General features: G+C 75.4%; 17 protein-coding genes. 3 read left to right on the top strand and 14 right to left on the bottom strand.

The window, feature by feature from the left end; translation table 11 throughout:
• Positions 1 to 166 precede the first annotated feature (166 nt).
• From tyrS to argC, 9 genes are all read right to left on the bottom strand, one after another.
• Positions 167 to 1,444 (bottom strand): tyrosine--tRNA ligase, encoded by a 1,278-nt coding sequence (tyrS, locus tag O2W17_RS22160; protein ID WP_269194656.1) that lies wholly within the window; start codon positions 1,442 to 1,444, stop codon positions 167 to 169.
• On the bottom strand, positions 1,441 to 2,103 hold the full coding sequence (locus O2W17_RS22155) for a DNA-3-methyladenine glycosylase (RefSeq protein ID WP_269194655.1): 663 nt from the start codon (positions 2,101 to 2,103) through the stop codon (positions 1,441 to 1,443). Before O2W17_RS22155 ends, tyrS begins: the two co-directional genes overlap by 4 nt.
• Before the next feature lie 2 nt (positions 2,104 to 2,105).
• Positions 2,106 to 3,548 (bottom strand): argininosuccinate lyase, encoded by a 1,443-nt coding sequence (gene argH / locus O2W17_RS22150; RefSeq protein ID WP_269194654.1) that lies wholly within the window; start codon positions 3,546 to 3,548, stop codon positions 2,106 to 2,108.
• A complete protein-coding gene (locus O2W17_RS22145) occupies positions 3,545 to 4,084 on the bottom strand; it encodes an arginine repressor (RefSeq protein WP_269194653.1) in 540 nt (179 codons plus the stop codon). Before O2W17_RS22145 ends, argH begins: the two co-directional genes overlap by 4 nt.
• 61 nt (positions 4,085 to 4,145) lie before the next feature.
• Positions 4,146 to 5,093: an ornithine carbamoyltransferase gene (argF, locus tag O2W17_RS22140; protein WP_269194652.1), complete on the bottom strand. Its 948-nt coding sequence runs from the start codon at positions 5,091 to 5,093 to the stop codon at positions 4,146 to 4,148.
• Positions 5,090 to 6,367: an acetylornithine transaminase gene (locus O2W17_RS22135; protein ID WP_269194651.1), complete on the bottom strand. Its 1,278-nt coding sequence runs from the start codon at positions 6,365 to 6,367 to the stop codon at positions 5,090 to 5,092. Before O2W17_RS22135 ends, argF begins: the two co-directional genes overlap by 4 nt.
• Positions 6,364 to 7,398 (bottom strand): acetylglutamate kinase, encoded by a 1,035-nt coding sequence (gene argB / locus O2W17_RS22130; RefSeq protein WP_269194650.1) that lies wholly within the window; start codon positions 7,396 to 7,398, stop codon positions 6,364 to 6,366. Before argB ends, O2W17_RS22135 begins: the two co-directional genes overlap by 4 nt.
• Complete coding sequence (argJ, locus tag O2W17_RS22125) at positions 7,395 to 8,546, bottom strand: bifunctional glutamate N-acetyltransferase/amino-acid acetyltransferase ArgJ (protein WP_269194649.1); 1,152 nt, start codon at positions 8,544 to 8,546, stop codon at positions 7,395 to 7,397. Before argJ ends, argB begins: the two co-directional genes overlap by 4 nt.
• A complete protein-coding gene (argC, locus tag O2W17_RS22120) occupies positions 8,543 to 9,583 on the bottom strand; it encodes an N-acetyl-gamma-glutamyl-phosphate reductase (RefSeq protein WP_269194648.1) in 1,041 nt (346 codons plus the stop codon). Before argC ends, argJ begins: the two co-directional genes overlap by 4 nt.
• Before the next feature lie 886 nt (positions 9,584 to 10,469).
• Between argC and O2W17_RS22115 the strand changes: the two genes are divergently transcribed.
• On the top strand, positions 10,470 to 11,351 hold the full coding sequence (locus O2W17_RS22115; protein WP_269194647.1) for a diacylglycerol/lipid kinase family protein: 882 nt from the start codon (positions 10,470 to 10,472) through the stop codon (positions 11,349 to 11,351).
• 46 nt (positions 11,352 to 11,397) lie between these two features.
• On the opposite strand, the gene O2W17_RS22110 is transcribed toward O2W17_RS22115, so the two are convergent.
• From O2W17_RS22110 to pheS, 4 genes are all read right to left on the bottom strand, one after another.
• Positions 11,398 to 11,754 (bottom strand): hypothetical protein, encoded by a 357-nt coding sequence (locus O2W17_RS22110; RefSeq protein WP_269194646.1) that lies wholly within the window; start codon positions 11,752 to 11,754, stop codon positions 11,398 to 11,400.
• A gap of 90 nt (positions 11,755 to 11,844) precedes the next feature.
• Complete coding sequence (locus tag O2W17_RS22105) at positions 11,845 to 12,651, bottom strand: SDR family NAD(P)-dependent oxidoreductase (protein ID WP_269194645.1); 807 nt, start codon at positions 12,649 to 12,651, stop codon at positions 11,845 to 11,847.
• On the bottom strand, positions 12,644 to 15,139 hold the full coding sequence (gene pheT / locus O2W17_RS22100) for a phenylalanine--tRNA ligase subunit beta (protein ID WP_269194644.1): 2,496 nt from the start codon (positions 15,137 to 15,139) through the stop codon (positions 12,644 to 12,646). Before pheT ends, O2W17_RS22105 begins: the two co-directional genes overlap by 8 nt.
• A 49-nt stretch (positions 15,140 to 15,188) precedes the next feature.
• Positions 15,189 to 16,256, bottom strand: coding sequence for a phenylalanine--tRNA ligase subunit alpha (pheS, locus tag O2W17_RS22095; RefSeq protein WP_269194643.1), 1,068 nt, complete (start codon positions 16,254 to 16,256; stop codon positions 15,189 to 15,191).
• 181 nt (positions 16,257 to 16,437) lie between these two features.
• On the opposite strand from pheS, the gene O2W17_RS22090 reads away from it, so the two are divergent.
• Together O2W17_RS22090 and O2W17_RS22085 are read left to right on the top strand one after the other, a co-directional pair.
• Complete coding sequence (locus O2W17_RS22090; protein ID WP_269194642.1) at positions 16,438 to 17,280, top strand: EamA family transporter; 843 nt, start codon at positions 16,438 to 16,440, stop codon at positions 17,278 to 17,280.
• A gap of 138 nt (positions 17,281 to 17,418) precedes the next feature.
• Positions 17,419 to 19,599 carry an EAL domain-containing protein gene (locus O2W17_RS22085; RefSeq protein ID WP_442864591.1) on the top strand — a complete coding sequence of 727 codons (2,181 nt, stop codon included), beginning with the start codon at positions 17,419 to 17,421 and terminating at the stop codon, positions 19,597 to 19,599.
• Between the two features lie 24 nt (positions 19,600 to 19,623).
• Here O2W17_RS22085 and O2W17_RS22080 read toward each other — a convergent pair whose 3' ends face one another.
• Positions 19,624 to 20,241: a TetR/AcrR family transcriptional regulator gene (locus O2W17_RS22080; RefSeq protein ID WP_269194640.1), complete on the bottom strand. Its 618-nt coding sequence runs from the start codon at positions 20,239 to 20,241 to the stop codon at positions 19,624 to 19,626.
• Positions 20,242 to 20,340: the final 99 nt, after the last annotated feature.

The following is a 20,340-nucleotide window of genomic DNA, read 5'->3' as shown; positions in this document are numbered from 1 at the left end:
CCAGCAGCCCGTCTAGCGGGGGCTGGTCCGGCGGCCCTTCCGGGCCGCGCGGCGCAAAGAGAAAGTTACACGCCCCCTGCGGCCCCGTGCAACCCGCCCCTCCGTGACGGCCGACACTCCCCCGCCACGCCCCCGACACCTGGGGGTCATCCGGGGCTCGGGGCGGTTAGACGCCCCGGCGGACGCCGGCGATCGCGCGCCGTCCGCGCCGCAGCACCAGCCACCCGCCGGCGAGCCAGGCGTCCGCCGGCGGCACGGCCTCGGCGTCGGTCACCCGCTCGTTGTTGAGGTAGGCGCCGCCCTCCTTCACCGTGCGCCGGGCCTCGGAGAGGCTGGCCACGAGGCCGGTCTGCTGGAGCAGCTGGGCGAGGGTCGGCAGCTCCCCCTCGACGGTGGTGGACCCGGCCTCCTCGAGGGCCGCCGTCAGCGTGGCGGCGTCGAGGGAGCCGAGGTCCTCCCGGCCGAACAGGGCCCGGCCGGCCGCCTCCGCCTGGCGCAGCTGGTCGGGGCCGTGCACCAGCAGGGTGAGCTCCTCGGCCAGCGCCCGCTGCGCCGTCCGTGCCGCCGGCCGCTCGAGGCTCTCGGTGATGAGCGCAGCCACCTCGTCGGCCGGGCGCTCGGAGTACAGGGTCAGCCACCTCCGGGCGTCCGCGTCCTCGGCGTTGAGCCAGAACTGGAAGAAGGCGTACGGGGACGTCAGCGCCGGGTCCAGCCAGACGGCGCCGCCCTCGGACTTCCCGAACTTCGTGCCGTCGGACTTCGTCACCAGCGGGGTGGACATCGCGTGCACCGTCGCCCCCTCGGTGCGGCGCACCAGGTCGATGCCCGCCGTCAGGTTGCCCCACTGGTCGGACCCGCCGGTCTGCAGCGTGACACCGTGCCGGCGGTGCAGCTCGCGGAAGTCGTTGGCCTGCAGGATCTGGTAGCTGAACTCCGTGTAGCTGATGCCCGCCTCGGAGTTCAGCCGTGCCGAGACCGCCTCCTTGGCCAGCATCTTGCCGACCCGGAAGTGCTTGCCCAGGTCGCGGAGGAAGTCGATCGCCGAGACGGGCGCGGTCCAGTCCAGGTTGTCCACGTAGAGCGGGCCGGCCAGGCCCTCGGTCTCGGCCGGTACGTCGAGGAACGGCGCGACCTGCTCGCGGATGCGCCCGACCCACGTGGCCACGGTGTCCCGGTCGTTCAGCTGCCGCTCGGACGACGGCCGGGGGTCCCCGATCAGGCCGGTCGCGCCGCCGACCAGGACGACGGGCTGGTGGCCGGCCCGCTGGAGAGCGCGCAGGACCATGAACTGGAGCAGGTGCCCCACGTGCAGGCTCTGCGCGGTCGGGTCGAAGCCGGCGTAGTAGGCGACCGGTCCCTCGGCGAGATGGGCGCGCAGCGCGGCCTCGTCGGTGCTCTGGGCGATCAGCCCGCGGCGGTGCAGCTCGTCGATCACGTCGGTCACGGGGGTCCATCCTGCCCGGCGCCCCTGCGACGGGGTTTCCCACCCGCCCGGAACACGCTCACCGAGGGGGCGCCGGTCTCCCAGAACCGCCACGGCAGCTCAGCTGCCTTGCTGATGCCGACCCGCGGGCCGGCCGAGACGGCGGCCGGGGGGTCGCCCCGGTGCAGCCGCACGGAGCTGCCGGCGTCGAGGAGGTCGCTCCCCCGGTCCTCGGGGCCGATCCCCAGCGCCTGGGTGAGGCGGGCCGGGCCGCGGGCCAGGTCCCGGGCGACCCGGGCGGCGGGGCGGCGAAGCCGCGCCAGCTGCTCCCCCACCGCGACCTCACCGGCCCGCATCAGCACCGCCGAGCCGCGGCCCTCCGGGCCGACGACGACGTTGGCGCACCAGTGCACGCCGTAGCTGAAGTACACGTAGAGCCGTCCGGGCGGGCCGAACATGATCTCCGCGCGCGGGGTCGGCCCGCCGTGGGCGTGCGAGGCCGGGTCCTCCCCCTGCCCCGAGTACGCCTCCACCTCGGTGAGGCGGAGCGCCACCCGGCCCTCCGGTCGGTCGGTGACCACCCAGCAACCGAGCAGGGCCGGGGCCACGACGTCGACCGGCCCGAGCAGGTCCGCCGCGCGGACGAGCGGGCCGGGCCCCGGGGGTGCGGACTCCGGCACGGTCAGAGGACCGGCGCCACCGGCGACGACGACGACCAGCGCCCGTGGGCGGCCGCGAGGTCGGTGAGCGAGGCGAGCTGCTCGGCGACGCGCTCCGGCGCGGTCCCGCCGCGGGTGCTGCGCGCGGCCAGCGCGCCGCGCACGGAGAGCACCGAGCGGACGTCGGGGGTCAGCCGCTCGTCGATGCCGGCCAGCTGGTCGTCGTCGAGCTCGTCGAGCTCGAGCCCGGCCTCCTCGCAGAAGGCGACCATCGATCCGCTGATCTCGTGCGCCGACCGGAACGGCACGCCCTGCCGGACCAGCCACTCGGCGACGTCGGTCGCCAGCGCGAAGCCCTGCGGCGCGGCGGCCTCCAGCACCTCGGGACGGAGGGTGAGCGTCGCGATCATCCCGGTGACGGCTGGGAGGAGGAGCAGCAGCTGCTCCATGGAGTCGAAGACCGGCTCCTTGTCCTCCTGCAGGTCGCGGTCGTAGGCCAGCGGCAGCCCCTTGAGCATCGTGAGCAGGCCGGTCAGGTTGCCGACGAACCGGCCGGACTTACCGCGGGCCAGCTCGGCGATGTCGGGGTTCTTCTTCTGCGGCATGATCGACGACCCGGTCGCCCAGGCGTCGTCCAGGCGGGCCCAGCCGAACTCCGTCGAGGTCCAGAGCACGACCTCCTCCCCCAACCGGGACAGGTGCACGCCGAGCAGGGCGGCGACGAAGCAGAACTCCGCCGCGAAGTCGCGGTCGCTGACGCCGTCGATGGAGTTGTCCGAGGCCCGGTCGAAGCCGAGCTCGGCGGCGACGGCGTCGGGGTCCAGCGGCAGCGAGGAGCCGGCCAGCGCGCCGGAGCCGTAGGGGCTGACGGCCGCCCGCTTGTCCCAGTCGACCAGCCGGTCGACGTCGCGGGCGATCGAGTGCGCGTGCGCCAGCAGCTGGTGGGCGATGAGCACCGGCTGGGCGTGCTGCAGGTGGGTCATCCCCGGTGCCGGGACGTCGGCGTACCGCTCGGCCAGGCCGACGAGGGCGAACTCCAGCGAGGAGAGCTCGCCGACCAGCGCGCGCACGTGGTGGCGCAGGTACAGCCGCAGGTCGGTGGCGATCTGGTCGTTGCGGCTGCGGCCCGCGCGCAGCTTGCCGCCCAGCGCGCCGAGCTTCTCGGTGAGGCCGCGCTCGAGCGCCTCGTGCACGTCCTCGTCGGAGTCGATCGCGGTGAAGGTGCCGGCGGCGACCTCGTCGGAGAGCGCGCGGAGGGCACCGATCATCTGCTCGAGTTCGTCGTCGGCCAGCAGGCCGGCGCGGTGCAGCACCCGGGCGTGGGCCCGGGACCCGGCCAGGTCGAAGGGCGCCAGCTGCCAGTCGAAGTGGGTCGACTTGGAGAGCGCCGCCATCGCCGGCGACGGGCCGCCGCCGAAGCGACCGCCCCAGAGCCGGGTCTGCGATCCAGGTGCACTGCTGCTCACGTGCCGGGTTCCTCTTCCAGGTCGGCGCTCAGTTCGGGGTAGACGGCGGGGGTGCGCTGGGCGAGGGCCCGCAACCGGTCGGCCAGGGCCGGCCCGCCGTCGGGGTCGCGCGAGACGACCAGCAGAGTGTCGTCCCCCGCGATCGTGCCCAGGACATCGGGGAGGCCCACCTTGTCCAGCGCCGAGGCCAGGAACTGCGCGGCGCCGGGCGGCGTGCGCAGGACGGCGAGGTTCGCGCTGCCCTCGGCGCTGGTGAGTAGGTCGGCCAGCAGCCGGGTCAGCCGCGCGGGTGCCGCCTGGGCCGGGCGCAGCGGGGCGTTCTCCGGCGGCAGCACGTAGGACGCCGGGGCGCCGTCGGAGCCGCGCATCTTCACCGCACCGAGCTCCTCCAGGTCCCGGGACAGCGTCGCCTGGGTGACCTCGATGCCCGATCCGGCCAGCAACGCGGCGAGCTGGGTCTGCGACGTCACCGGCTGGGTCTCGATGAGCTGGCGGATGCGCGCCTGCCGAGCCGACCGGGTCAGGGCCTGGGTCACCCGGATCGCTCCGGCAGGCGCGGCGGACCGGCGGAGCAGGGGGAAACCGGCGGGTCGACGGTCACGAGTTCCTCTCCATCAGCCAGACGAGCAGGGCCTTCTGGGCGTGCAGCCGGTTCTCCGCCTCGTCCCAGACCACGCTCTGCGGCCCGTCGATCACCTCGGCGGCGATCTCCTTGCCGCGGTAGGCCGGCAGGCAGTGCAGGACGACGGCGTCGTCGGCGGCCCGGCCGAGGGCGGCCTCGTCGACGGCGTAGGGCAGGAACGGCGCGATGCGGGCGTCGTACTCCCCCTCCTGGCCCATGGAGACCCAGGTGTCGGTGACCAGCACGTCCGCGCCGTCCGCGGCGGCCTCGGCGTCGGCGGTCCAGCCGACGGAGCCGCCGGTCTCCCCGGCGATCCGCGCGGCCCGCTCGAGGACGGCCGGATCGGGCCGGAACGCCTCCGGGGAGCCGATGCGCACGTGCATGCCCGCCGTGGCCCCGCCGAGCAGGTAGGAGTGCGCCATGTTGTTGGCGCCGTCGCCCAGGTAGGTCATCGAGCGGCCGGCCAGCGAGCCCTTGTGCTCGATCACCGTCTGCAGGTCGGCCAGGATCTGGCAGGGGTGGTACTCGTCGGTGAGCGCGTTGACCACCGGCACCCGGCTGACCGACGCCATCGCCTCGATGCGGTCCTGGCCGAAGGTGCGCCACACGATGGCGGCGGCCTGCCGGTCGAGCACCCGGGTGGTGTCCTCGATCGGCTCGCCGCGGCCCAGCTGGCTGCTGCCGGCGTCGATGACCAGCGGGTAGCCGCCGAGCTCGGCCACGCCGACGGAGAAGGACACCCGGGTGCGGGTCGAGGGCTTGTCGAACAGCACCGCCACCGCCCGCGGCGTGCCGTTCGGGGTGCGCAGCGGGGTCGGCGCGTCGGCCGTGTGCCGGCTCGCCTTGAGCGAGGCGGCCAGCGCCAGCACCTCGGCCTGCTCCTCGGGGGTGAGGTCGTCGTCCTTGAGGAAGTGCCGGGTCACGAGTCGTTCTCCTGGAGGGCTGTGTCGGTCTGCTCGACTCCGGGCTCGTTCCGCTCCTCGGTCGCCGGCGCTCCCTGCGATGCTCGCTCGCCCGTCGTCATCGCGGTGTCGAGGGCGGCGGGCAGCGCCGCGACGAAGGCGTCCACCTGCGCGTCGGTGAGGACGAGGGGCGGGGCGAGGCGCAGGACGCCGGGCGCGACGGCGTTGGTGAGGAAGCCCGCGGCCCGCAGCGTCGTCTCCAGCTGGGCGGCGACGTCGGCGGTGAGGACGACGCCGAGCAGCGCGCCCCTCCCCCGGACGACGCTGATCCCTGCGTGCCCGAGCCCCTCGATCCCGGTGGTGAACCGGTGCTCGAGCTCCTTGGCGCGCTCCAGCAGCCCCTCGTCGCGGATGGTGTCCAGCACCGCCAGCGCGGCGGCGGCCGCGATCGGGTTGCCGCCGAAGGTCGAGCCGTGGGAGCCCGCCGTCAGCAGGTCGGCGGCCTCCCCGAAGGCGAGCATCGCGCCGATCGGCAGGCCACCGCCGAGCGCCTTGGCCAGCGTGATGACGTCGGGGTGCAGGCCGTCGGCCTGGTGCGCGAACCAGTGGCCGGTCCGGCCGACGCCGGTCTGCACCTCGTCGACGGCGAACAGCGCGCCGGCCCCGGTCGCCGCCGACGCGGCGGCGGCGAGGTAGCCGGCCGGTGCGGGCAGCACGCCGCCCTCGCCCAGCATCGGCTCGAGCAGCACCATGGCGGTGTCGCCGGAGACGGCGCCGGTCAGCGCCGCCTCGTCGCCGTAGGGCACGTACTGCACGCCTCCGGGCAGCGGCGCGAACGCGGCGGCCTTGGACGGCTGGCCGGTGAGCGCCAGCGCGCCCATCGTCCGGCCGTGGAAGGCGCCCTCGGCGGTGATCACCTGCGGGCGGCCGGTGAGCCGGCTGAGCTTGAACGCCGCCTCGTTGGCCTCGGCGCCGGAGTTGCAGAAGAAGACGCGCCCGGGCCGGCCGGCGAGGTCGAGCAGCCGCTCGGCGAGCTGGACGCCCGGCTCGTGCATCGCCAGGTTGGAGACGTGGCCCAGCTTCGCCGCCTGGGTGGTGATCGCCTCGACCACCCTGGGGTGGGCGTGGCCGAGGATCGTCGTGGCGATGCCACCGAGCAGGTCGGTGTACCCGCGCCCGTCGACGTCGGTGACGGTGGCCCCGGAGCCGTGATCGAGCGCGACCGGGGGCGCCTTGTAGTTGTTCATCATCACGGCCGACCAGCGGCGGGCCAGCTCCTCGGTGTGCGTGGTCATGCTGTGCCCTCCTTCTGGTCCTTCGCCGGGACGACCATCGTCCCGGTGCCTTCGGTGGTGAACGTCTCCAGGAGCAGGGCGTGCGGCGTACGGCCGTCGACGACGGTCGCCCGCTTCACCCCGCCCTCGACCGCCCGCAGGCAGGCGGCCATCTTCGGGATCATCCCGGCGTCCAGCGTGGGCAGGATCTCGGCCAGCTCGCGGGCGTCGATCTGCTGGACCAGCGAGTCGCGGTCGGGCCAGTCGGCGTAGAGGCCCTCGACGTCGGTGAGCACCACGAGCTTGACCGCGCCCAGCGCCGCCGCCAGCGCCGCCGCGGCGGTGTCGGCGTTGACGTTGTGCACGACGCCGCCGGCGTCGGGGGCGACGCTGGCGACCACCGGGATGTGACCGGCGGCCAGCAGCGCGGTGACCGGGGTGGTGTCGACCGCGGCGATGTCACCGACCAGCCCGATGTCGACCGCCTCGCCGTCCACGACGGCCGTGGTCCGCTGCGCGGTGAACAGGCCGCCGTCCTCGCCGGAGAGGTGCACCGCCATCGGGCCGTGCTGGTTGATCAGCCCGACGATGTCAGGGCCGACCTGGCCGGTGAGCACCATGCGGACGACGTCGATCGTCTCGGGAGTCGTCACCCGCAGGCCGCCGCGGAACTCGCTGGAGATGCCGAGCTTGGCCAGCATGGCGCTGATCTGCGGCCCGCCGCCGTGCACGACGACCGGCAGGATGCCGCAGGTCCGCAGGAAGACCATGTCCTCGGCGAAGGCCCGGCGGCACTCGTCGTCGACCATTGCGTGGCCGCCGTACTTGATGACGACGACGTTGCCGTGGAACTCCTTGAGCCACGGCAGCGCACCGGTGAGGACGGCGACCTTGGCGGCGTCGCCCTCGGGGTCCTTCTTCCGCATGACCCGGCGGGTGCCGACCGTCCGGGTGGGCTTCGGCGGAGGCGCGGGCTCGTCGACCCGGATGTCGGGCGGCGTCGGGTCCTGGGCGGCGGGGTCCTGGGCGGTGGGGTCCTGGTGCTCGCTCATGTGGAGTAGGCCGAGTTCTCGTGCACGTAGGCGATCGACAGGTCGTTGGTCCAGATGGTCGCCGTCTCGTCGCCGGCCCGGAGGTCGACGTCGATGGTGATCTCCCGGCCGGTGAGGTCGACGCCCTCGCGCGGGTCGCCGATCGAGCCGCCGCGGCACACGGTGACGCCGTTGATGGTGACGTCGACCTGGTCGGGCTCGAACGCGGCGTCGGTGGTGCCGATGGCCGCCAGCACCCGGCCCCAGTTGGGGTCGTTGCCGAACAGCGCCGTCTTGAGCAGGTTGTTGCGCGCGCAGGCCCGGCCGGCGGTGAGCGCGTCGGTGACGCTGGCGGCGTTGCGGACGGTGATCGCGATGTCCTTGGTGGAGCCCTCGGCATCGGCGAGCAGCTGCATGGCCAGGTCCGTCGCCGCGGCGGTGAGCGCCTCGGTGAACTCCTCGACGCCCGGGGTGACGCCGCTGGCACCGCTGGACAGCACGAGGACCGTGTCGTTGGTCGACAGGCACCCGTCGGAGTCGACCCGCTCGAAGGAGAGGCTCGTGGCCTGCTTAAGCGCGGACGCGAGCACCGACGGCGGCACGACGGCGTCGGTGGTGAGGACGACGAGCATCGTGGCCAGCGACGGGGCGAGCATGCCGGCGCCCTTGGCCATCCCGCCGATCGTCCAGCCGTCCCGCTCCTGCACGGTGGTCTTCGGGACGCTGTCGGTGGTCATGATCGCCCGCGCCGCGTCGGCCCCGCCGTCCTCGCTCAGGGCCTGCGCCGCGGCGCTGACCCCGGCGGTGAGCTTGTCCATCGGCAGCCGCATCCCGATCAGCCCCGTGGAGGCGACCGCCACGTCGATCGCGCCCAGGCCGAGCTCTGCCGCGGCGTGCTCGGCGGTGGCGTGGGTGTCCTGGAAGCCCTCGGGCCCGGTGCAGGCATTGGCCCCGCCGGAGTTCAGCACGACCGCGCGCGCCCGCTCGCCGGCCAGCACCTGGCGGCTCCAGAGCACCGGTGCGGCCGGGAACCGGTTGGTGGTGAAGACGGCGGCGGCGGCGTCGTCCGGGCCGTGGTTGACGACGACGGCGACGTCGGGGGCGCCGCTGGACTTGAGCCCGGCGGCCACGCCGGCGGCGGAGAAGCCCTTCGGGGCGGTGACGGTCACGGTGCTACTCCAACCAGGGGAAGTCCAGCGGTCTCGGGCAGGCCCAGGGCGATGTTGGCGCACTGGATCGCCGCTCCCCCGGTGCCCTTGGTGAGGTTGTCGACGGCGGCGACGACGACCAGCCGGTTGGCGTCGGCGTCGACGGCGACCTGCAGCGCGACGGTGTTCGCCCCGAGCACCTGCGCGGTGGTCGGCCACTGGCCCTCGGGCAGCAGGTGGACGAACGGCTCGTCGGCGTAGGCCTCCGCGTACGCCGCGCGGGCGGCAGCGGCGTCGACCCCGGGCCGCAGCGTCGCCGAGCAGGTGGCGAGGATGCCCCGGCTCATCGGCACCAGGGTCGGGGTGAAGCTGACCGTCACCGGGGCGCCCGCCGCCTGCGACAGCCCCTGGATCATCTCCGGGGTGTGCCGGTGCACCCCCCCGACGCCGTAGGCGCTGGCCGCGCCCATGACCTCGCTGCCGAGCAGGTGCGGCTTCGGCGACTTGCCGGCCCCGCTGGTGCCGCTGGCGGCGACCACCACGACGTCGGGCTCCACCAGGCCGGCGGCCAGCGCCGGGGCGAGCGCGAGGGTCACCGAGGTCGGGTAGCACCCGGGGACGGCGACCCGCGTGGCGCCGGCGAGCTTCTCCCGCTGACCGGGCAGCTCGGGCAGGCCGTAGGGCCAGGTGCCGGAGTGCACGCCGCCGTACCAGCGGGCCCAGGCGGCGGGGTCGTTGAGCCGGTGGTCGGCGCCGCAGTCGATGACCAGGGTCTCCGCCGGCAGCTGGTCGGCGATCGCCGCCGACTCGCCGTGCGGCAGCGCCAGGACGACCACGTCGTAGCCGGCCAGGCCCGCCGCGTCGCTCGGCTGGACGGTCAGGTCGGCGAACGGGAGGAGGTGGGGCTGCAGCTCGCCCAGGCGTCGGCCGGCGCTCGAGTTGGCGTGCACCCCGGCCAGCCGGAGGTCCGGGTGCCCGGCCAGCAGCCGGCACACCTCGCCTCCCGCGTACCCGGTGGCGCCGGTGACCCCGACCGTCCACGTCTGCGCTGTGCTCACGATGCATGACCATACACGGCCATGCATGACCGTTCACTTCGCTACCGGGGACCCGGTGGTCGGCATCCTGCCCCGGGGCAGCCGTGCGAAGGCCGCCGCCGCGAGTAGCGCCAGCACCGCCGTCGCCGCCCACGCGAGCACCGGCGTCTCGGTGGTCGCGCTCGGGAGCCCGTGGTGGCCGCCGCCACGAGGAGCACGAGCGCGGTGCCGATCGCCGTCCCGAGCTGGGCGCTGGTGTTGATGTCGCCGGACGAGGTGGCCCGCCAGGTTCTCCGCGACGTCCGTGCCGAGCGAAGTCGTCGCGACCGCGGCCAGCCCGAGACCGGCACCGGCACCGGCAGGGCCATGCCGGTCCCCGAGAGAGGACGGGGGCGGCCGGCGCGACCAGGGGCAGGGCGATGCCGGTTCCGATGAGGGTCAGCCCGGCCGCGGTCACCCCCTCCCGGGGCCGTCGCACGACCAGCCGGGCGGCGACGGCCGAACCGTCGATGACCGAGACGCTCAGCGGCAGCAGCGTGGCCGCCACCTCCAGCGGCGTGCGGCCCAGCGTGGCCTGGAGGTAGAGCGTGATCAGGGTGGCGGCACCGCTGGTGGTGGCCGTGTTGACGGAAGAACATGGCGTACCCGGTGGCGACGAGCGTGCTGTCGGCCGCGCTGCCGCCGACGTCGGCCAGCATGGGCGGCAGCGCGGTGACCACCACGGTGACGCCGAGCACGTCGACGAACTGGACCGGGCACAGTGCGGCGACGACGCCGCCCAGCCGGCTGCCGGCGGGCGCGCTGCGGGACTGCGGGTTCACGGCCGGGCACTGTGCCCGACCTCACCGACGACCCGCTCGGGTGAACCCGGTGACTGCGCAGCCCGCACCGTGGGCAGAGGCCGGAGGTGACCTCGTTCGACCGGATCGTCATCGTCTTCAACCCGCAGAGCACGGGTAACGCTCCCGAGTCGGCCGAGGAGCTCCGCAGCGAGCTGGCGGACCGGCTCGCGGCCGTACCGCTGGAGCTCTCCCCCACCCACCATGCCGGGCACGCCCGCGACCTCGCCCGGGAAGCCGCCGGCTCGGGCAGCCCGCTCATCGTCTCGGTGAGCGGGGACGGCGGCTACAACGAGGTGGTCAACGGCGTCATGGACGCCGGCAACGACCGGGCGGTCTGCGCGGTGCGCGCTGCGGGCAACGCCAACGACCACCGGCGGACGACGCGGGAGGGGCCGCTGGCGGACGCGATCGTGGCCGGCGACGTCCGGCGGATCGACCTGCTCCGGCTGACCGTCGGGAGCGGCCCCGACGCCTGGGTCCGCTACGCGCACTCCTACATCGGCGTGGGCCTGACCCCGGTCGTCGCCGTCGACCTGGAGAAGGGCGGCAAGGGTTCGTGGCGGGAGATCGTCTCGGTGGTGCGGGGCTTCTCCCGGTTCCATCCACACCCGATCGAGCTGGAGAGCGGCCGTCGCCGCCGGATCGACAGCCTGGTGTTCGCCAACATCGCCGAGATGGCCAAGTACGCGAAGCTCAGCGACGACGGCACCCCGGACGACGGTCGCTTCGAGGTGATCACCGAGCAGCAGACCGGCAAGCTGCGCGTGCTGGCCATGGCCGTCCGGGCAGCGACCCGCGGACTCGGCCCCCAGCCCAGGGCCACCCACTACGCCTTCACGACGCTGGCCCCCATGCCGCTCCAGCTGGACGGTGAGCTGGTGGAGCTCGACGCCGGCACGCTCGTGTCCGTCGACATCGCGCCGGGAGCGCTGGCCACGATCTTCTGACCGGCTCGCTGCCGGCGCCGGGCAAGCACTCCCCCGGTTCCGCGGATCAGCCGCGCAGCGGCCGGGCACGGTCCCGCCCGCGGTCCACCCACGAGATCGTCGCGGCGACCAGCAGGAGCAGCGACGGCAGCAGGAAGCCGAGACCGATGCCCAGGCCGGTGACCAGCGACCAGCCGACCGACACGGCTCCGCAGCCGGTGACCACCGCCGGCGCCAGGAGAGTCGAGCTCCCGCTCTCCGCCCACAGGGCGAGCGCCGCGCAGGCCAGCGGGACGCCGAACAGCACGAGGGCGAACGCGCCGCTGTCCGCCCACGCCGCGCGCCCGTACCAGGCCGCGACCCCGACGAGGCCGGCGAGCGAGACGACGACCAGCCCGCAGGCTCCCCGGGAGCGGGTCGCCATGGTGGGTTCCTCCTCGCTCGGCACCGGCACCGTGGCACGGCCCGCCCCGCGGGGTCAACGACGCGGGGCGCACGGTCCCGCGGAGGGCGATCAGCCCAGCGGGTCGTCGTCGCCGTAGGGGCGCAGCCGCAGCTGCCGGGCGGCGCCCTCCGGCGTGGTGGCGCGGAGGACGTCGAGGTCGTCCTTGCCCGCGCGGACGAAGCGGCCCGACCACTGGTCGAGCTCGCCGGCCGCGATCGCCGCGACGATCTGCACGACCTGCTCGGGCGGCGTCCAGTCGGCGAACCCCTGCCACATGTGCATGGAGCGGGTCATCGGGGTGTCCACGACGCCGGGCGCGAGGTCGAAGGCCCGCACGTCGGAGCCCTCCAGCGCGGTGGCCAGGCTCTCGGTGAGCCGCATCAGGCCGGTCTTCGCCACCGAGTAGGCGGAGTAGTCGGGGTTCGCGCGGGTGCTCATGCCGCTGGCGAGGCTGATCACCCGGCCGCGGTTGCGCAGCACCATCCACGGCACGACCGCGCGGGCGAGCAGGAAGCCGCCCTTCACGTGGCTGGTGACGACGTCCCACCACTGGTCCGGGTCGGCCTCCCACAGCGGCACCTCGAGCTCGTCGATCAGCCCGGCGTTGTTGACCAGCAGCTCGACCGGTCCGAGCTCCTCGCGGACCCGCCCCACCGCGTCCTCCACCGACGCGCGGTCGGTGACGTCGGCGGCCACCGCCAGGGTGCGTGCCCCGGTGGCGGCGGCGACCTCGGCCATGGCCGTCCGGAGCCGGTCCTCGGTCCGGGCCACGCCTGCCACGGCCATGCCGCGCGCAGCCAGCCCCTCGACCAGGTGCCGGCCGATCCCGGTGGAGGCCCCCGTGACCAGGGCCACCTGGCCGGAGAGGTCAGCCACGGTGGTCCTCCGAGCCCGCCTCGCCGACCGCACCCCGCTGCTTCGCTCCGGCCGAGGCAGCGCTGTCGAGCGCTGAAGCGACGGCCTCCGCCACCTCAGCTCGGGTGAGCGTGCGATCCGGAGCACGGAACGTCAGCGCATAGGCGAGCGACTTCCGATCCGGCCCGAGCTGCTCACCCGTGTACATGTCGAACAGGCGCAGCTCCTCCAGGAGCGGCCCGGCGCCTTCCCTGAGCGCCGACTCGACGCGGGAAGCGGGGAGGTCGCCCGGCATCTCCAGGGCCAGATCGGTGTGCACCGGCGGGAAGGTGGAGATCGCCGGCGCCTGCGGCACGGCCGGCGCGGGCAGCGCGTCGGCGTCCAGCTCCATCACCGAGGTGCGGGCCGGGAGGTCCAGCGCCGCGCAGACCCGGGGGTGCAGCTCACCGGCGTGGCCGACCACCCGGTCACCGACGAGCAGCTCGGCGCACCGGCCGGGGTGCCACGGCGCCCGGTCGCCGGCGCGCACGGTGAGCTCCGCGCCGGCGGCCTCGGCGACCACGCGGGCGGCCTGCACCGCGTCGGCCCACCCCGCCGGGCGGCCCGGACCCCACCAGCCGCGCGGCTCGCGCTGCCCGGTGAGCGCCACGGCCACGTGCCACGGCTGCGCCGGCACGGCCCCCAGCAGCGCGGCGAGGGTGGCGTCGTCGGGACGGCGGTCGACCCCCGGCAGCGGCGCGGGCGTGCGCTGCCCGCCGGGGAACACCGCGCCGTGCTCGAAGAGGGCGACGTCGCGCCGGCCGCGGGCCAGGTTGCGCGCGAGGGAGGCCAGCAGCCCGGGCAGCAGCGTCGTCCGCAGCGCCGGCGCCTCCTCCGACAGCGGGTTGCGCACGGTGGTCACCCGGCGGCGCTCGTCGTCCTCGGGCAGGCCCAGCGCGTCGAGCTGCACGGTGCCCAGGAAGGGGAAGGCGGGGGCCTCGACGTAGCCGGCGTCGGCCAGGGCGCGGCCGATGCTGCGCCGCCGGCGCTGCCGCTCGGTGAGCCCGCGGCCGGGCGGGGCGGTCGGCAGGATGGAGGGGATCTCGTCGAAGCCGCGGAAGCGCACGACCTCCTCGACGAGGTCGGCGGGCTCCCGCAGGTCGCCGCGCCAGGACGGCGGGGTCACCGACAGGGCGTCGCCGTCACCGGCCACCTCGGCGCCGATGGCCTCGAGCACCTCGACCACCTGGGCCCGGGTGTACGGCACCCCGGCGATCCGGCCGGGCAGCCCGGCGTCCAGGGCGACGACCGGTCGCGGGCCGCGGGTGTCGACGTCGACCGGCGCGCCGGCCACCTCGGCACCGCCGTGCTCGACGAGCAGGGCGGCGGCGCGGGCCAGCGCGACGACCGTGACGTCTGGGTCGGTACCGCGCTCGAAGCGCTTGCCGGCCTCGCTGGGCAACCGGTGGCGGCGGACGCCGCGGGAGATGCCGGTCTGCTCCCAGTGCGCGGCCTCCAGCAGCACCGCGCTCGTCGAGTCGCCGATCTCGGTGGACGCCCCGCCCATGACCCCGGCCAGGCCGATGGGCCCCGAGTCGTCGGCGATCAGCAGGTCGTCGTCGGCGAGGGCGCGGTCGGCGCCGTCCAGGGTGGTGAGCCGCTCCCCCGCCGTCGCCCGGCGGACCGTGATCGGACCGCGGACGGTGGCGCGGTCGAAGGCGTGCATCGGCTGGCCGAGCTCGAGCATCACGTAGTTGGTGACGTCGACGGCCAGCGAGATGCTGCGCACGCCGCACTGGGCCAGCCGCCGGCGCAGCGCCCACGGGCTGGGCGCGGCCGGGTCGAGGCCCTCCAGCGCCAGCATCGAGAAGCGGTCGCACCGGTCGGGGTCGGCGACCGTGACGTCCCAGGCGGGGGCGCCGGGCCAGTCCGGCAGCGGGAGGTCCGCCGGGTCCCGCCAGGACACCCCGAGCACGCCGGCCAGGTCGCGGGCGATCCCGCGCATCGACATGGCGTAACCGCGGTCCGGCGTCACGTCCAGGTCGAAGACGACGTCGTCCAGGCCGAGGATCTCCGCGGCCGGGGTGCCCGGTACGTAGCCGCCCTGCCCGAGCACCAGGATGCCGGCGTGGTCCTCGCCGATGCCGAGCTCGCGGACCGAGCAGATCATCCCGTCGGAGACGTGGTCGTAGGTCGTCCGCGCGGCGATGGCGAAGTCACCGGGCAGCACCGCACCGGGCAGCGCGGCGACGACGAGGTCGCCGACGGCGAAGTTCCGGGCACCGCAGACGATGCCCCGCGGCTCGCTCTCCCCCACCTCGACCTGGCAGTAGCGGATCGGCTTCTTGAAGCCGGTCAGCTCCTCGATGTCCAGCACCCGCCCCACGACGAGCGGGCCCGTGGTGACCGGCGGGCGGCCGACGTCCTCGACCTCGAACCCGAGCCGGATGAAGGCCGCGTCGAGGTCGGCGACGGAGATGCCCGCCGGGAGGTCGACGAGCTCGGACAGCCAGCTCACGGGGACCTTCACTGCTGGACTCCTTCGGACGGCACGGGGGGGACCTGCTCCGTCGGACCGTTCACTGCTCGACCCCGAAAGCGGTGGTGAACCGGACGTCGGCCTCGGCGATGTCGTGCATGTCCGACAGCGCGGAGCGGAACTGCAGGGCCCGCTCGATGCCCATGCCGAAGGCGAAGCCCGAGTAGACGTCGGGGTCGATGCCGCAGGCGCGCAGCACGCGGGGGTTCACCATCCCGCAGCCACCCCACTCGACCCACTGCGGGCCGTCGCGGTGCTCGGGGAACCAGACGTCGAACTCCGCCGACGGCTCGGTGAAGGGGAAGAAGTGCGGCCGCCACCGGGTGCGGGCGTCCGGCCCGAACAGCTGGCGGGCCAGGTGGTCGAGGGTGCCGCGCAGGTGGGCCATGGTGAGCCCCCGGTCCACCGCGAGGCCCTCGACCTGGTGGAAGACCGGCAGGTGCGTGGCGTCCAGCTCGTCGGTCCGGTAGACCCGCCCCGGCGCGACGACGTAGACCGGCGGCTCCCGGTCGAGCATGGTCCGCGCCTGCACCGGGCTGGTGTGCGTGCGCAGCACCAGGCCGGAGTCCTCGGGTGCCACGAAGAAGGTGTCCATCATCGACCGCGACGGGTGGTCGGGGCCGATGTTGAGCGCGTCGAAGTTCAGCCACTCGGCCTCGAGCTCCGGGCCCTCGGCGACCTCGTAGCCCATGCCCACGAAGATGTCGGCGATCCGGTCGGTCAGGGTGGTCAGCGGGTGCCGGGCGCCGCGCGGGGTGCGGTCCCAGGGCAGCGTGACGTCGACCCGCTCCTCGGCCAGCACCCGCGCGTCGCGCTCGGCCTCCAGCTCCGCGAGCCGCTCGGCGTAGCAGCGCTTGAGGTCGCCGAGCGCGCTGTTGAGCCGCTTGCCCGCGTCGGACCGCGCGGCGGGCGGCAGCGCGCCCAGCTCGCGCCGGGCCAGCAGCAGCGGCGCCCGGTCACCGAGGTGGTCGGGGCGCACGGCCGCGAGCTGGGCCAGGTCGGCGGCGTTCGCGAACGCCGCGACGCCGAGCTCCAGCGCGGAGCCCAGGGCCTCCTGGGACAGCGCGGCGACCTGCTTCGGGTCGTAGGGATCGTTGGCGCCAGACACGGGAGGTCATTCTGCCCGGCGACCGCCCCGGCCCGCGCCCGGGTTCGGGTGCGAGGATCGCCCGGCGTCGCCGACCTCCGCATCCTGGCTCACCGCACGGGGTCCTGGCTCACGGTCGACGCCGAGCCAGGACCCCTGTCGATCAGGTGACCTGATCAACAGCGAGCAACCGGAGGTGCGGGTGGCGGTCGTGCTGGCGCTGGCGTCGGCGGTCGTCTACGGCGCCTCGGACTTCCTCGGCGGGCTGGCCAGCCGGCGGGCGTCGGTCTTCGGCGTCGTCGCGCTGTCCCAGCTGGCCGGGCTCGCCGCCCTGCTGGTCCTGCTGCCCTGGCTCGGCGGGCCGTCGACGTCGGCGGACCTGGCGTGGGGCGCGGCGGCGGGGCTCGCGGGCGCCGCCGGGCTGCTGGTCTTCTTCCGCGCGCTCGCCGGTGGGGTGATGAGCGTGATCGCGCCGGTCACCGCGGTCACCGCAGCCGCCGTCCCGGTGCTGGTCGGGATGCTCGGCGGGGAGCGGGTCGGCCCGTGGGCGCTGGCGGGCATCGTCCTCGCGCTGGTCGCCGTCGTCCTGGTGTCGGCCGAGGCCGGGCTCGCCGCCCTGCGCGCCGCACGCCCGGCGAGCCTGCTCCCGGCGCTGGTCGCCGGCGCGGCCTTCGGGCTGTTCTTCGTGCTCCTGGACCGCACCTCCCAGGACGCCGGGCTCACCCCGCTGGTGACCGCCCGGCTGGCCTCCGTGGCGCTGGTGGCCGCCGTCGCGGTGAGCACCCGGCAGTCGCTTCGGGCCGGGCGGACGGCGCTGCCCCTGGTGGTGGTCTCCGGCATCGGCGACATGACCGGCAACAGCCTGTTCCTGCTCGCCACCCAGGAGGGCGGCCAGCTGGCCGTCACCGGGGTCCTCGCCTCGCTGTACCCGGTCAGCACCGTCCTGCTGGCCCAGCTCCTGCTGCGCGAGCGCCTGGTGCCGGCCCAGCTGGCCGGCCTGCTCGCCGCCGCGGCCGCCGTCGTCCTCATCACGATGCCGGGCTGACCTACCCCTCCGGGGTGAGCGCGGGCGGCTCGGCTTCGGCCCGGCGCCGCTCCGGCCGATGTCTGGTCCGTGGACACAGCGCTCCCCGATCCCGACGCTGCCCTCTCCGCGGCTCTCCGCCCCGGAGGGGTGCGCAGCGTGTTCCAGCCCATCGTCGAGCTCGACACCGGCGCCGTGGTGGCCTACGAGGCGCTCGCGCGCGGCCCCGAGGGCCCGCTGCAGCGCCCGGACCTGCTCTTCGCCGCCGCCCGCGAGGCCGGGCTGCTCGCCGAGCTCGACGCCGCCTGCCGCGTGGCCGCGTTCAGCGGTGCGGTGCGGCACGGCCTGCCGGCTCCCCTGGCGCTGTTCGTCAACGTCGAGCCCGAGGTGCTCGACACCGCGCCGATGGACGAGCTGCTGGCCATCGCCGAGACCGCGCCGGGCGGCCTGCGGGTGGTCCTGGAGATCACCGAGCGGGCGCTCGCCACCCGGCCGGCCGAGCTGCTGCGCACGGTGGCGCGCGTCCGCGAGCTGGGCTGGGGCATCGCCCTGGACGACGTCGGCGCCGACGCGATGTCGCTGGCCTTCATGCCGCTGCTGCGCCCCGACGTGGTCAAGCTCGACCTCCGGCTGGTGCAGGAGCGCCCCGGCCCGGCGATCGCGCAGATCATGAACGCGGTCAACGCCTACTCCCAGGCCACCGGGGCCGCGGTGCTGGCCGAGGGCATCGAGGACGACACCCACCTGGCGATGGCCCGGGCGCTCGGCGCCACGCTGGGGCAGGGCTGGCTGTTCGGCCGTCCCGCGCCCGAGCCGGCCGGCGACCGCCCGCTGGGATCGCTGCCGCCGCCCGTGGCGGACTGCGCCGTCGACGCCGACCCGGGCTCGCCGTTCGGCTGCCTGCCCGAGGGGACGGCGCTGCGCCGGGCACCCAAGGCGCTGCTGATCGAGCTGAGCAAGCAGCTGGAGCGCGAGGCGCTGCGGCTGGGCGAGACCTGCGTGGTGACCGCGACCTTCCAGGAGGCCCGCCACTTCACGCCCTCGACGACCCAGCGGTACCGCGACCTGGTCGAGCGCACCGGCTTCGTCTGCGCGCTCGGCGAGGGGCTGCCCGCCGAGCCGCTGCCCGGCCTGCGCGGCGCCGACCTGGCCGCGAGCGACCCGGTGCGCGGCGAGTGGGACGTCGTCGTCCTGGCCCCGCACTTCAGCGTCGCACTGCTGGCGCGCGACCTGGGGACCACCGGCCCGGACCTGCAGCGCGAGTTCGAGTACGCCCTGACCTACGACCGCGACGTCGCCGTGCGCGCGGCCCGCGGCCTGCTCGGCCGGGTCGCGCCGCGCACCGGCGCCCCGGAGCAGCGGGTGCTCGCGGCGGCCCCCGCACCGGAGGTCACCGCCGCGGCCGTCGCGGTCCCCGAGCTGCTCGGCGACGCCGCGCTCGTGCGGCGGGCCCTCGAGGCGACGCCGAGCGGCGTGTGCCTGGTCGACGTCCGCCTGCCCGACCAGCCGCTGGTCTACGTCAACCCCGCCTTCGAGCGGCTGGCCGGCCTCTCCCGGGACGAGCTGCTGGGGCGCAACTGCCGCTTCCTCCAGGGCCCCGACACCGACCCCGGCGCGCTGGCCCGCATCCGGGCCGCCGTCGCCGCCGGCGGGGAGTGCCGGGAGGTGCTGCTCAACCACCGCGGGCCCGAGCGCATCCCCTGGTACAACGAGCTGCACCTGGCGCCGGTCACCGACGCCACGGGCGCGGTCGTGCAGTACATCGGCGTGCAGGTCGACGTCACCGAGCGGGTGGCGGCGCAGCGGGCGCTGGAGCAGGAGCGGGACCGCGCCCGCGGCTACCTGGCGCGGATCGAGGAGCTGGCCGTCACCGACCCGCTCACCGGCCTGGCCACCCGCCGGCACCTGCAGGAGCAGGCGGAGACGGCGCTGTGGAACGCCCGCGCCGCCGGGGACGCCGTGGCGCTGGTCGTGGTGGCCGTCGACGACCTCGCCGCGGTGGAGGACCGGTACGGCTGCGCCGCCGCGGAGGAGCTCGTGACCGCCACGGCCCAGCGGCTCCGCGGCCGGCTGCGGCGCGGAGACCTGGTCGCCCGCTGGAGCCACGACTCGTTCGTCGTGGTGCTGCCCGGTCTCGCGGCCGGCAGCGCCGCCCGGGAGGCCGACCGGGTGCGGGCCGAGCTCGAGGACGCCGCCCGCGGCCCCGTCGTCGTGGGCGGCGCGCCGGTGTCCGCCGGCGCCCGCACCGGGGCGAGCTGCTTCCCGGCCGACGCCGACGACGTCGCGGGGCTGCTGGCCGCGGCCGACCGGGCGGCCGGCCGGCTGCCCGCCGCCGGCTGAGCACGGCGGCGGCCGGCGCCCCGATCAGCTCCGCGGCGGGAGCAGGGTGCGCAGGCCGCCGTCGGCCAGGTCGGTGAGCTGGTCGACCAGGTCGGCGGCGGAGACGGTGCGCGCCCGGGACCACCAGTGCGTGGCCAGCTGGACCATCCCGACGACCCCGTAGGCCCAGGTCATCGCCCCCTCGGCCGGGCGCCCGGCGTCGGTGAGCCGCCGGCCCAGCAGACCGCCCAGGGCACCGGCGACGGCGTGCTCGGTGGCCGCCACCAGGTCGGCGCGGCCGGCGCGCCCGGCCTGGGCGTAGGCGAACCGGTAGAGCGCCGGCTCGTCCTCGATCAGCGCCACGAAGGCGGCGATGACCGTCCGCAGCTGCTGCCGGTCGTCGCCCCGGCCGGCGGTCAGCTCGCCCAGCAGGCGGGGCAGCAGGATCGCTTGGGAGATGCGCTCCAGGGCGGCGTCGATCAGCTCGTCCTTGTCGCTGAAGTACCGGTAGATCACCGTCTTGGAGACCCCCGCGCTGCGGGCGACGTCGTCGACGGAGAAGTCGGGACCGGCCCGGCGGACCGCCTCGACGGCGGCGCCGACGAGGTCCTCCCGCCGGGCGCGACGGTGCTCGGTCCACCGGGACCGGCGTCCGTCCGTCACGGGCGGCGCCGGAGCATCGGCGACCTGCTGGGTGTGTTCCACGTTCAGAGCGACCTTCTTCCACGACCTCGCTCGGCGTCCCGGGGGAGGCCGCCGAGT

This window comes from Blastococcus sp. VKM Ac-2987 (assembly GCF_026967805.1).
Taxonomy (GTDB): Bacteria; Actinomycetota; Actinomycetes; order Mycobacteriales; family Geodermatophilaceae; genus Blastococcus.
Note: the sequence above shows the minus strand (reverse complement) of the source record. Positions and strands in the feature narration are given on the sequence as shown.

Bases quoted from the DNA above. Each gene is read 5' to 3' on its own strand.
- argB (WP_269194650.1), bottom strand. From the start codon at position 7,398: ATGAGCGAGCACCAGGACCCCACCGCCCAGGACCCCGCCGCCCAGGAC.
- O2W17_RS22110 (WP_269194646.1), bottom strand. From the start codon at position 11,754: ATGGCGACCCGCTCCCGGGGAGCCTGCGGGCTGGTCGTCGTCTCGCTC.
- O2W17_RS22135 (WP_269194651.1), bottom strand. From the start codon at position 6,367: ATGACCACGCACACCGAGGAGCTGGCCCGCCGCTGGTCGGCCGTGATG.